Raw genomic sequence first — 12,844 nt, 5'->3', positions numbered from 1 at the left:
CAATGACACCGACGTGGAGCCGCATGATATTACTGCTGGCTGTCATCTGTGGGTGGCAGCACGCTGTGGCGCAGTCATCGCCGACACTCAAACCAACAGAGATAGTGGACAGGCTACACGGTATAGCGTATCCCGCCAAAGAGGGATGGACAGGTAGTCCACGCGGCAACGCCTACCTCCTGCACGACCATTTTCACTTCATCTTGATGCGGGCAGCGCGCTACGATGGAAACCTCCAGAAGCTCGCGCAGTCCTGGCTGTCTGAACGCAAAGCGCTGGGAGCCGGGTTCCGTCACGAACGGTATGCCTTCCGCAAGGTGGGCAAAGGGGTGGTGCTGGTCGGAGAGGACCTGGGCTACCCGTACGCCCTCGTGCCCATCATGTCCGTCAACTTCGGACTAACAGGCACTTCGCCGCCAGAACCCTATCGGGAAATCACCGCCATCCTCCCGGGCGAGAAAATGGCGCTGCTGGTAACGCTGCTTTTCCCAGAGAAGACGGACAAATCCAAGCTGGATGAGATGGTTGCCCTGCTGCGAGGGGTGCACTTCTTGTCCGCAAAGGAGATGGTGTCCTGGCGGAAGGAGGTGGTTCGCGACGCCGAGGTGGGGATGGAAGCAGCGACCCTGCACGTGCCCGAAGGGTTTACCGTGCAAGGAGGCGTTATCCGACAGGGCACAAAGCGAATGCCGGTGCTGATCGTGCAGAAGGGCGAGCAGATGGTGCGCATTGATTTAGTCGATGTGAACTCGATGATGCTGCAGACTGGCTTCGGTGGCAACGCCACCACCATCATCACCATCAATGGACAAAGCACTCAACTCCCGCAACCTGTGATGATTTCGTCGGAGGAAGAGGTCATCCAGTTGCTGCTTGCGCTTTGGGAGGGCGAAACGGGTCAGAAGTGGGAGTTGAAGGAGCGCCAGAAATTACCGAAAAGCAGTCTGGAGCAGCAGATGGAGTCGAGGAACCTCGCTTTGCCGATGATGCCACCCGGTATGCGAAGCAGCTCCGTGAAAATTGCACTGCTCGCTCAGAGCGGTTCACTGACCCGAATGGCGCAGGTGCAGGGCACTCTGGTTACCAGTGGGCAAACGGACTACATCGCCAGCACGCAAAACGTCTTCGCAGGATTTATGATACACACCCTGCAGGCTCCGACGAACGAGTTTGCGCAGGCGTCCGGCATTTTTACGGGCGTGCTGTCCAGCTGGAGTACCAACCCGCAACATGCGCTTTCCGCTTTGCAGCGGTTTACGGATGAGCAGCGGCTGCTAAACCAGATGGTGCTGCAAATGATGAAAGAGCATAACGAGTTCAACAGCCGCACGGCTACCGCATGGAGCAACGTGCTGAGTGACCAGACCTACGTAAAGGACCCGCAAACTGCCGAAGTCGCTCGCGTCTACAAGCAGTCCTGGGAGAGCGGTGGGTTCTGGCGCGAGCCTATCTTCGGTGAGACGTTACTGGGTGGGGTGCGCGAGGGAAGCTGGCTGGAAGACCTGCTCAAAATGGAAGGTTGGCGCAGGCTGCAGGAGTCGCTGGAAGGCTTCCCGCAAAAATAGCCCACTTAAGATTTCGGTTTCATCACCGCCGGTAGCGCTTGCAGTGATAGGGTTCGGCAGGTACAATGATGTCGATGCTCACGCAAAGGAGGCAGCCTGACCCATGTCCACGCCAGTAGCCGCTGCTGGATTCTGCAAGCTTTGCGGCACGGAAATGAGCAAAGCAGCGGCAGCACGTCACTTGCGCACTTGCGCGCCCGCATACTTCGCACAGCACCCATCTGGCGACATTTCACATACGGTGTTCCTGCTGTCCGTAGCCGACAGACACATCCCTGACTACTGGCTCTACATCGCCATCTCTACCGATGCGACGCTGAAACGTCTGGACAGATTTCTGCGTGAAATCTGGCTGGAGTGTTGCGGACACCTGAGCCAGTTTTTGATCGGTGGTGTTATTTACCTCAGTCATCCCGAAGCCTCCTTTTGGGGCGACGAGCGCAGCATGAACCGCCCGTTCCATCAGGTGCTCAAGGAAGGCATGTCTTTCACGCACCAGTACGATATGGGCGACACCACTGAACTCACCCTGAAGGTGCTCTCTTCGTTTGAGGCAGAGGTTCCCAGCAAGAGCGTCTTTCTGCTGGCGCGCAATCGTCCACCAGACATCCGCTGCGACATCTGCGGTCAACCTGCAAAGTATGTCTGCAGTCAATGCGCTTGGGAGGGTTTGGGTTGGCTATGCGAACACTGCGCGCAGCAACACGAGTGCGGGGAAGAGATGCTGCTTCCCGTTGTCAACTCGCCGCGGGTGGGAGTGTGTGGCTACACCGGCAGCACCAAGTGGGGTGACGAATAACGCCGCACCTTGACTTCGGCAGGCAAACCGTGATATCCTTTGCTCTGATTACACAAACTCCACTGTCGGTTTGAGGGGAAGGATGTTGCTGTTAGGTACACAACGGATTAACGAGCAAGGACATCTGGAAATCGGTGGGTGCGACGCGGTAGAGCTGGCAAAACAGTTCGGCACCCCGCTTTACGTACTCGACGAAGCCACTTTTCGGCAGAACATGCGCGATTACCGCCGCGCCTTCGACAAACGCTATCCCCGCAATGAAATCGCCTACGCAGGCAAGGCGTTACTGTGCATGGCGGTCGCTCGTATCGTGGCGCAGGAAGGTTACGACCTGGACGTGGCGTCAGCAGGCGAGCTGTACACCGCGCTGAAGGCAGGCTTCCCGCCAGAGAAGCTGGTTTTCCACGGCAACAATAAATCGCTGTTCGAGTTGCAAATGGCGGTGCAGCATGACGTGGGGCGCATCGTGGTGGATAACCTGCTGGAGCTGGAGATGCTGGAGCAGGTTGCCGCCGAGGCAGGCAAGCAGGTACCTATCCTGATTCGCGTCACGCCCGGCATCGACCCCCACACGCACCGCTTCATCCGCACGGGACAGGCGGACACGAAATTCGGCTTGAACATCCGCAACGGCTACGCGCTGGAAGGGGTACGCCGTGCGCTGGAGACGCAGCACCTGCGCTTGAAGGGTATCCACTGCCACGTCGGTTCGCAGCTGCTGGAGACCGAAGCGCAGGAGCGGGCGGTGAAGATTATGGTGGACTTTATGCACACCCTTCGCAAGCAGCTGAACTACACGGTGGAGGAGCTCAACATCGGAGGTGGGCTGGGTATTCGCTACATCGAGAGCCACCAACCTCCGACCTTTGAGGAGTATGCGGAGCGAATTGTCGGTGTGTTGACCCAGCAACTGGAGCGACGCAACCTGCCGTACCCCACGCTGTTGCAGGAGCCGGGGCGCGCACTTGTGGGAGAAGCAGGGTTAACCCTGTATACCATCGGTGCAATCAAGCAAGTGCCCATCCATCAGCCGCCCGGCACGCGCACCTATGTGGCGGTGGACGGCGGGATGTCCGATAACCCGCGCCCGCAGCTCTACGACGCTGTATATACCGCGCTGGTGGCTAACAAAGCAAACCGCCCGGCAAATACCGTCGTGACTATCGCGGGCAAGCACTGCGAAACCGATATTTTAATACGGAACGTTGCCATTGCCCAGCCGGAACCGGGCGACATCCTGGCTGTTCCGTCTACGGGCGCATACAACTACGCCATGAGCAGTAACTACAACCGTTTCCCGCGCCCGGCGATGGTGCTGGTGAACGCAGGGCGTGCTGAGGTCATCGTGGAGCGCGAAACGTTGGATGACCTGCTGGCACACGACCGCATCCCGGAACGGCTGCAGTCAGAACAACCGGTGATGGAAAGAGCGTAAAGTAAACCGGAACCGTTTGGAGACCGTCTGGCGCGTTCGGAAATGCGGAACGCGCCAGTGATTTGCTGCGTATATGAAAGCGCAAGCACGACGGAATCTAAAGAGGACTGTTCGGTAAGATGGGAAATCTGGATTGGAACTTCATCTTCATGCAGCTGTTGGCGTTTGTGCTATGCATTACCGTGCATGAATTCGCACATGCCATCGCCGCTGACCGCCTGGGCGATCCCACGCCGAGACGGCAGGGGCGTGTCTCGCTGAACCCCATAGACCATCTCGACCCGCTGGGCACGTTGATGGTGGTGTTGATGGTGGTCACAGGCGCACGCGGCATCGGCTGGGGCAAGGCGGTGCAGGTGAACCCGGCCAATTTCCTGCATCCGCGCCGCGATATGATGCTGGTCGCGGCAGCGGGTCCTTTCTCGAACTTGGTGTTCGCTGCCGTGTTGGCCGTTGTTACGCGCCTGTTCGCCCCAAGCATGACGCCAAGCCTGGCAGATTTCATGGTGTATATGGTCTACATGAACATCGGGCTGATGTTCTTCAATCTCATCCCCATCGCTCCACTGGACGGTTCTAAGATTCTGGCTGGCTTGCTCCCCGCCGACGCGGCATACCGCTATGAGCTAACGATGTTCCGCTTCGGTCCCATCCTGCTGCTCGCGCTGGTGTTTGTGGTGCCGGGCGTGCTATCTGTGCTGGTGGGACTGCCTACCGCAATGGTCGTGTCCCGCCTGCTGGGAATGGGACTATAGGAGCACGTTCTTGGAGGTGTCCACTCGTGTCAGTTCGCCACTGTCACCTCTATTTACTCATTGTTTTCTTGTTGCTCTCAGGTATGCCTCCATCGCTCACCCAAGAGTCCTCGTCGCCCCCTGTGCCAGTACGCATTGGGAACAAAGAAGTCTTTGTGCTTCGACACGCGCTGGGTGGAATGTCCGTCCAACAGCGTGTCGCGCTTGTGAACTACCGTCTAGAAAAATTGGTGCAAGACCGTCTGGCAGACCCCGCTGACTTCGTAGTAGGCATCGATCGGGTGACTGGACTGCCCTATATCCAGCACAAGCGTTACAAAGGCATCTTGCTAGTAATCGGCGAGCAGGACGCAGGCGAACGCAGCCCCTTATCTGTAGCCACAGAGTATGCAGAAAGACTGGAGTTTGCGCTTCGCGAAATCCGCTTACAGCAGCAGAAAAAGGAAGAGCAACGTCGCCTAAGAGAACTGCGTCGGGAATACACCCGTGCCACTATGCTGGCGATAATGTATAGTGTCTTGCTGCCATTGGTATGGCATTTTGTTCGACGACTAACATCTTTCATTGACCAGAGGTTGCAACGGTCGTCTATATGCTCGAACGGCGTGTGTTGGAGACAGGCGACGCTGATTTCGCCTCAGAAAGTAACCATACTGATGGCACGTATAATCTCGATAGAGCACTTCGTCGCATACACCGTCATACTTCTTGTCTATATCCAGCTGTTACTGGCTACCTTCCCTGCCACACGACCACACAGCGATTTGTTGCAACGAGCGGCTTTACAGACTTTATCACGCATGGGCAGTGCTATCGTAGACTCGATTCCTGGAATCGTCAATATCTTTATTATTGTCATTGTAGCCCGATTAGTGTTGAGGGGCTTCGAGATGGTGATGACATATGCAGAATCGGGCGCGGTCAGTCTGGAACCTTATGTGCCTCATGAATTTGTCAGACCAACGCGCTCGCTGGGCAAGTTTGTAATTGTATTAGTCGCTCTCTTTTTTATCGCCCCTAATATACCTGGTGCAGGAACAGATTTTGCAAAGGTAGTGACAGTTTTTATGGGAGTCATTGTCTCTTTCAGCTCCTCGACCACAGTCGGGAACTTCATCGCAGGAATTGTCATCGCTTATATGCGTCCTTTCCGACGAGGAGACCGCGTTAAGATTGGAGATTATGTGGGCGACATTGTGGATTCCACGTTTATGTACACTCGCTTGAGAACTCTGAAAAACGAGGATGTGCTGATCCCAAGTCTGCAAATCCTCAGCGCAAGCGTGGTCAACTATTCCTCTGCCCCGAATGGGATCATTCTGCACACGACGGTATCCATCGGATATGATGTCCCGCGGCAGCAGGTGGAGGCTTTGTTGATAGAAGCAGCTCTCCGAACCGAAGACTGCGAAAAGAATCCCGCGCCCTTCGTGCTGATAACCTCACTTGACGATTCTTACGTCACCTACGAGCTAAATGTGTACACCTCTTGTCCCAATCGCCTGCAGGTTATCTATTCTCGTCTTCACCAGAACATTAAAGACGTGTTCGATGCGGCTGAAATAGAAATCATGTCACCCACCTACCTGGCGATACGCGATGGCAACCGCATAACTATTCCCGACCGCAACACCCAATCGCAGTAACGTTGCTGCTTTTATCGGGTGATAGGTAGCCACACCTTCATCGCGCCTGCTCCACGGTTCGCCCACGCATAATACGGTACCCATCGCACCCGCACTTCGCGATGGCGTGGGGGAATGTAGCGTGAAACGGGCACATACAGCGGCTGGCTTTCGCGAGGCACGGTATCCAGCAGGGCGTTCCCTTCGATAGCCACCACTCCGCCCAGCAACGCAGGCATGTGTTTCGCCCGCAACCTGCTGGTATCTTCTGGCATGTAAATGTCCAGCAAGCTACCTTCGGCAAGGTCTACCTGCTCGAGGCAGTACACTACCGGTCCGCGGCGAAGCGCAGCACTGGCTCTGTCCTCTTCAATACGCGGGTTGGCACGAAGGAGCTCAATCGTCATGGGCAGCGAGAGATGTACACTATCGCCTTCTTGCCACTCGCGTTGCACAATAGCATAACTTCCGGGTGTGGCTTCCAGTCGTTCACCGTTGATGCGCAGTTCCGCCTCCCAAGCCCAGCCGGGGATGCGCAAGGCAAGCGTATAGCTGCCTGGTGACGGTTGCACCTCGATGTCGCCAGACCATGGGTAGTCGGTCTGTACCCGAATCTGAACGGGCTGACCGTTGGGTAACCGGGTGTCCAGATGGCTACCCGCGTAGAAGTGAACGTATACCGTCTGCTCGTCCAGACTGTACAGATAGCCCGGCAGCGACGCCAGCGTGCGATGCACGTTGGGCGGGCAACAGGCGCACCCGAACCACGGCGAACGCTCGTAGCCGCCGCGCGACTCCAGCGGGTTCATGTAGAAGTAGCGTCTACCGTCCAGCGACATACCCGACAGGATGCCGTTGTACAACGCGATCTCCATCCAATCGGCATAGCGCGCATCGGGTTCCACCTGCAGCATCCGCCAGTTCCACATGAAGCCTGCAATGGCAGCGCAGGTTTCCGCGTAAGCCCGCAGGTTCGGCAACTCATACGCCAGTCCAAACGCTTCACCCTCATAGCGTGCGCCCAGTCCACCCGTCACGTACGCCTTGCGGGTGAATACGTCTTCCCAGAGGGTATGAAGGGTTTCTATCAACGCCGCTTCACCGGTTTCCAAGTACAGGTCTGTTGCACCTGCGTATAGGTACAGCGCGCGCACCGCGTGCCCCACCGCTTCGCGCTGTTCGCGGAAGGGGGCATGGTCCAGCAGATAGATCGAGCCGTCCAGCACAGGCGGTTTCCGCCCACGGGCATCGATCATGCGTGATGCCAGTTCCAGATAGCGGCGCTCCCCGGTCTCGCGGTACAGCTCTACCAGCGCCATCTCCGCTTCAGGGTGTCCGCACGCACCCCATCTGCCTTCTGGTCCGAACAGGCGATACAGCAGTTCAGCAAAGCGTCGGGCGACGTTCAGCAGTTTGCTCTCGCCTGTCACGCGGTGGTGGGCGATAGCCGCTTGTGTGAGGTGCCCGAAGCAATATATCTCGTGCGCGTGATCGAGGTCGGTGAAACGCAGGGATTGACGCTCGCCCATAAAATGGGTGTTTACGTAGCCGTCCTCTTCCTGCGCCGCCTCAATCACGTCTACGAACTCGTCGATCCACGCCTTCAGGGTATCGTCCTGCGCGTGTGCATACGCCCAGCACGCCGCTTCCAGCCACTTATAGCCGTCTGAGTCGATGTAACGAGGCCCCTTCACCTCGCCGGGGCGGCGCCCACTCACCACATAGAAGTTGGGAATGGTATGGCTCTCCCACAACTGCGTCCAGCCTGCGGGAATACCCGCGGCAAGGTTAGTGCGGAACCGCTCATGCAGCAACCCGCTGGTTAGCTGAACCTCGCGCACACCAACGGATTTCAAGCGGGCATATGCGCTGCTGCGCGTGCACACGACCGTCGATGAGGATGGCGACTGCATCTATCGTGATAAACCTCCCCATTGTATTCGGTGATACAGTGGAAGTTTCACCGTGTCGGTGGGCAAGTCCTCTTGCGGCGACCTTAGCCCATGACATCCCTCTCCGTAGCGCAGACTTCAGACTGCGCAGGGCGATATGCCAGGTTGACTGCCTTTCCTGCACATGGTAAACTATGCTAAACAACTTGGAACACATCGGAACTGGAGGCGCGCTGATGACCACAGTACTGCATTATCCCCTGAGCGAGGAGCAGATTGCCTTCTTTCGCGACAACGGCTTTGTGCAACTGGACAACGTCCTGAGTGAGGAAGAGCTGCAAGCACTTCGCGCTGCTGCCGATGAGGTGCTCTCACAGCGGTTTGACCCTCGCATCGAAACCTCTGCGGCGAACCCCGAATACGAGAAGGTCTTCGTGCAGAAGGTGAACCTGTGGCGGGTTCATGAGGGCATCCGTCGGTATGTGCTCAGCCCGCGCATCGCCGAGATCGCGCGGCGTCTGATTGGTGCGGAGCGCATTCGCCTGTGGCACGACCACTTGCTCACCAAAATGCCGGGCGATAGCAAACCGTCTCCGTGGCACCAGGACCGACCATACTGGCCCATGATAGGCTATGACCAGCTTTCGTGCTGGATGGCGCTGGACGACGTGGACGAGAACAACGGCTGTATGCAGTTCATCCCCGGTTCGCATCTGTGGGGCGAGCTGGAAGCGATTAATCTGGTCACCCCGCAGGACATCTTCGCACTCGTGCCCGACAAAGAGGTGAAACCTCCCTATGTTGCTCGCATGAAGGCTGGCAGCTGCACCTTCCACCACGGGCTGACGTTCCACTATGCGGAAGCGAACCATACCGACCGTCCACGCCGCGCGATGGTGACCATATTCATGGCAGACGGCACCCTGTACAACGGCAAGCCCCATGTGGTAACCGATGGACTGGGCTTACAGCCGGGTGAGCCTTTAGCCGGGGAGCTGTTCCCTGTGCTGGCGGAAGGTGCCTAGCTACTCCGCGTGTACGACTGCCAGATGTGGCTTCAACGGGCTGGGGAAAGGGCTGTCGGGGCCGGAGCCATAATGGGGTGCGTTCACGTAGTGCGGAAACTCCCACTCCCCCAGCCCGCGCTTCAGCTCCGCGCGAATCTCCCAGAGCGACCGACGCGGCGGAGGCAACAGGATAACCTGTGGAACGGCAGGCGGTGGGGTTACGGTTACCATCGGCGGGGAAACCGTTGGGATCGGCATCGGCTTGGGCGCGGGCAGAACGTAGCCTCTGTGGAACATCGTGGATGGCTGGCGAGGCGATCGACCGACAAGTAACCCCAGCGACGCAAGCATGCCGAAAACGCCCGTAACGGCAACCACAGCAGCGATTTTGCCTGTACGCCTCGCCCGACCGGGCGAACCATGCGCCCGTTGCATCATCGGACCCATATCCAGAGATGTTCTTTCCACAAAAGACCCTACAGGCGTGGAGTAGCCATTCGCCCGTAAAACGAATATACTACTATAGTGTACTGCTTTCAGCACACAGGGGTCAATATGACGACGGCAACGGAGACGACAAAGCCACCTCTAACCGTATGGACAGCACGCGCACTGGGTGGGAAAACCCGTCGGTGCATTCAGGCCTGCCTGAAAGAACGGGCGCAGGCGTGTCTGGTGCTGCCGTCGGAAACGCAGTCGGAGGTTGCCCGCGCCATCCTGAAAGCGGAGGGCACGCCCCCCGAACAGGCTGACAGGACGGTACGGAGCCTGTATGCTTTCGCCTCCGAGGTGGCGCTAACCGCAGGAGGAGCGCGGGTGGTTCCCCTGCACCTGCGCCGCTGGATCCTTCGCAGGGCGATTCGCTTTCTCGCTCAACCTGGAAGTCTTCTGGAACACGCTGTCGGCCGCGATGGTATACTCACTCTGCTCTCGGCGTGGGCAAGGGAGATGGCTCGCGAGGGGATTTCACCGGAAGCGTTGCAGAGTATGGCTCAGCACTCACAGGAAAGGGAGAAAGTGGACGCACTGGCGCGGGTGTGGGGCTCCTATCGCCGCTTGCTCACCCAACAAGGCTGGCAAGAGGAAGACGATGTGTACCGTATCGCCGCCGCAGCATTGCGCGATGCACCTCGGACCCCTCGTATCCCGCGCCGTGTGCTGTTTGACGGCTTCGCCCGTTTCAGTGCCAGTGAATTGGAGTTCTTACGTGCCCTCGCCGAAACTGGGCGTGACCTGGTGGTCACACTCTGCTGGGAAGAAGGGCGAGACGCGCTGTTCGAAAGCACTTCTGCTACGCTGAAATGCCTGCAAGAACATTTTGAAGTGCGCCACGAACAGTTGTCCCTGTCACAGGATGAACAAACATCCTCAACGGTTCTGCACATTGCTGCGCATCTGCTCTCCCCTGCGCCTGTCGGGGCAGCCGTACAGGTATCGCCGTCTGTGGAGATATGGGAGGCACCGTATCTGCTTGCGGAGATCGAGTGGATTGCCCGTGAAATCACGCAGCTACACCGCAACGGCATGGCGTGGGGTGAGATTGCGGTACTCTGTCGTGACCTGCCCGATGTGCTGCTGACCATCGAAGCGGTGTTCTCCCGATTTGCCATCCCCACGCAGAGCTTTGAGACCAGACCCCTGAGCGAGCATCCGCTGACACGCGCCCTGACCGTTTTCCTGCACCTCCATACAAGTGACTACCCACGCGAGTCCGTATTGCAATGGCTGAAAAGCGGCTATCTGCCGATAGACATCATGGATGCAGACCGTCTCCGCCTGCTGGCGGTTCGCCGGGGGATACGTTCAGGGGCAACAAACTGGCTGCGCCTCCCCGAGCAGGCATCGGGTGAAGGCAATCCGGCAGCAACTCTCCTTCGCGAGACCATCGAGTGGACACAGGCTCTGGCACAATCCCCCACTCCGAAGCAATGGCTGGACACGTTAGAAAGGGCACTGAGCTCCATGAAGTTCGGCTCTGTGCTGGCAGCGGAACACGGCGATGCTCTCGCGCAGGCTCTGGAGGTAGCGCATCAGGTGGTTGCCTTGCTGGACGCGGAGGAGCCCGGCACGCCGACCGACTGGGCGCGAGCGGTGGAACAGGCATGGGCGGTAACTCCCCAAAGGCACAGCTACTCCCTTCGCAACGCGGTGTGGCTTCTGGAGGCTGCCCGCAGCCGTCCCCTGCGTCCACGTGTGGCGTTCGTCATGGGAATGCAGGAAGGGAGGTTCCCCAAACGCGCTACGGAGGATGCCCTCCTGCGCGATGACGACCGCCGCTGGGTGAACGAACATGCGGGTTGCTACCTTCCGCTGAGCACGGACAGCGCCGCTCTGGAAAGGCTTGTCTTCTATCAGGCAGCGACCTGCGCCTCGCAAAAGGTGATTTTCACCTACTCTCGCACCGAGGGCGACCACGATGTCCAACCCTCATTCTACCTGCGCTCTCTGCGCGAGATATTCCCTCCCGAAGGCATCACCCAGCGCAGCCTGCGCCTCAACGACGTCACCGCTCCCCTCTCACACACGGTGGACGAACGAGATATGGAGCGTACCCTGGTGGACTCGCTCTTCGACTTTAACCCGCACACGCGCCGCGAGATGGATACCACCGAACGACTGCACACCGCACAGACCCTTCATCGCTGGCTGAACGAACATCCCGAAAGGTGCAGGCAATGGTGGCGGTGGCGCTTTTTGCCCGATTTCCCCCGCCTCACCACCCGCATTCCACATCCCACCCGCCGCGCGTACTCGGCAAGCGAACTGGAAGATTTACAGCAATGCCCCTTCCGGCATTTCGTACGGTGGGAGATGAAACTGCGTGGGGAGAGAACGCACTACGCCACCGGACAGGGTCGCTGGCTACACGCGGTGCTGCATCGCCATCAACGCAACCAGCAACAGCCTCTGCATACTCTGCTGCAGGAGATAGCGCAAGAGCAACCTGTAGACCGTCCCATCGGGGAACGGCAACTGCTGTTACAACAGCTGGAAGATATGGTGCGCTCGGTGCTGGAACGCGAAGAGCAGATATACACCGCGTTTGGTTTGCAGACGCTGTATACGGAAGCGGTTTTCGGTCCTGCCCCGGACGACGAGGAACAAACCCTGCCAGTTACTCAGCCACCGCTGCACCTGACCCTGCCCAATGGAGAGAAAATGCGGATATGCGGCAGGATAGACCGCGTGGACATCTGCCCGCAGACATCTGCAGCCGTACTGATCGACTACAAACGCAACCTGAGAGACAGATGGTGGCAGGAGATACAGACGGGCGAAGATTTACAGACGATTCTGTACGTGGCTGCGCTGAGGCAGGTATGGAAGCTGACGCCTGCTGCCGTCGCGCTGGATGGCGCGCTGGAAGGCAAACGGTGCCGCATACTGTTTACCGACACGCTAAATACCGACCTCCTGCAACGGCTGGGCAAACAATCTCAGGAGGATTACAACGTGGTACAGCATGTGCACGGCGAACGCTGGAAAAGCATCGAACGCACCGCCGCGCGCAAGATTAGCGAACTGCTGAACCGCCTGAAAGCAGGCGACATTGCGCCCGTACCCGGAGACCATTGCAGCCTGTGTGAATACAGCGGAATATGCCGCACGGTCAAGGGCACGGACACGCCCGTGCACGATGGCGAACCTTATCCCTCAAACGAAAAAAACTTGTGAAAAGTGCGGGTTCTTATGGAACAACCCCTTTGAGAACCCTCCTCCCGCAGGTACTGTATTTTACTCTGGTGTCCGCCGCAGCCAGCGGCGT

The 12,844-nt window shown here is 58.2% G+C and carries 9 protein-coding genes; 7 read left to right on the top strand and 2 right to left on the bottom strand.

Translation table 11 applies throughout. The features are described from left to right. Nucleotides 1-2 precede the first annotated feature (2 nt). From K6U75_05650 to K6U75_05630, 5 genes are all read left to right on the top strand, one after another. The gene (locus K6U75_05650) at nt 3-1,565 is read left to right on the top strand and encodes a hypothetical protein (GenBank protein ID MCL6474519.1); all 1,563 of its coding nucleotides are present in this window, start codon (nt 3-5) and stop codon (nt 1,563-1,565) included. A 103-nt stretch (nt 1,566-1,668) separates the two neighbouring features. Then, nucleotides 1,669-2,364 carry a hypothetical protein gene (locus K6U75_05645; GenBank protein ID MCL6474518.1) on the top strand — a complete coding sequence of 232 codons (696 nt, stop codon included), beginning with the start codon at nt 1,669-1,671 and terminating at the stop codon, nt 2,362-2,364. An 82-nt stretch (nt 2,365-2,446) separates the two neighbouring features. Then, entirely contained in the window at nt 2,447-3,799 is a 1,353-nt protein-coding gene (gene lysA, locus K6U75_05640) for a diaminopimelate decarboxylase (protein MCL6474517.1), read from the top strand. Nucleotides 3,800-3,918: 119 nt separating this feature from the next. Further along, nucleotides 3,919-4,554, top strand: coding sequence for a site-2 protease family protein (locus K6U75_05635; GenBank protein ID MCL6474516.1), 636 nt, complete (start codon nt 3,919-3,921; stop codon nt 4,552-4,554). 26 nt (nt 4,555-4,580) lie between these two features. Continuing rightward, nucleotides 4,581-6,200 (top strand): mechanosensitive ion channel family protein, encoded by a 1,620-nt coding sequence (locus tag K6U75_05630; GenBank protein MCL6474515.1) that lies wholly within the window; start codon nt 4,581-4,583, stop codon nt 6,198-6,200. A gap of 11 nt (nt 6,201-6,211) precedes the next feature. Here K6U75_05630 and K6U75_05625 read toward each other — a convergent pair whose 3' ends face one another. Continuing rightward, entirely contained in the window at nt 6,212-8,092 is a 1,881-nt protein-coding gene (locus K6U75_05625) for a glycoside hydrolase family 127 protein (GenBank protein MCL6474514.1), read from the bottom strand. 215 nt (nt 8,093-8,307) lie between these two features. Here K6U75_05625 and K6U75_05620 point away from each other — a divergent pair, with 215 nt between their 5' ends. Further along, nucleotides 8,308-9,096: a phytanoyl-CoA dioxygenase family protein gene (locus K6U75_05620; GenBank protein ID MCL6474513.1), complete on the top strand. Its 789-nt coding sequence runs from the start codon at nt 8,308-8,310 to the stop codon at nt 9,094-9,096. Here the strand turns inward: K6U75_05620 and K6U75_05615 are convergent, their stop codons facing one another. After that, nucleotides 9,097-9,546 carry a hypothetical protein gene (locus tag K6U75_05615; GenBank protein ID MCL6474512.1) on the bottom strand — a complete coding sequence of 150 codons (450 nt, stop codon included), beginning with the start codon at nt 9,544-9,546 and terminating at the stop codon, nt 9,097-9,099. It lies immediately after the preceding gene. 87 nt (nt 9,547-9,633) lie between these two features. Here K6U75_05615 and K6U75_05610 point away from each other — a divergent pair, with 87 nt between their 5' ends. After that, nucleotides 9,634-12,753 carry a PD-(D/E)XK nuclease family protein gene (locus tag K6U75_05610; protein MCL6474511.1) on the top strand — a complete coding sequence of 1,040 codons (3,120 nt, stop codon included), beginning with the start codon at nt 9,634-9,636 and terminating at the stop codon, nt 12,751-12,753. Nucleotides 12,754-12,844 lie beyond the last annotated feature (91 nt).

Source organism: Bacillota bacterium (assembly GCA_023511455.1).
Classification (GTDB): Bacteria; Armatimonadota; HRBIN16; order HRBIN16; family HRBIN16; genus HRBIN16.
The sequence above is the reverse complement of the archived record's forward strand: the minus strand, read 5'-3'. Positions and strand labels throughout refer to the sequence as shown.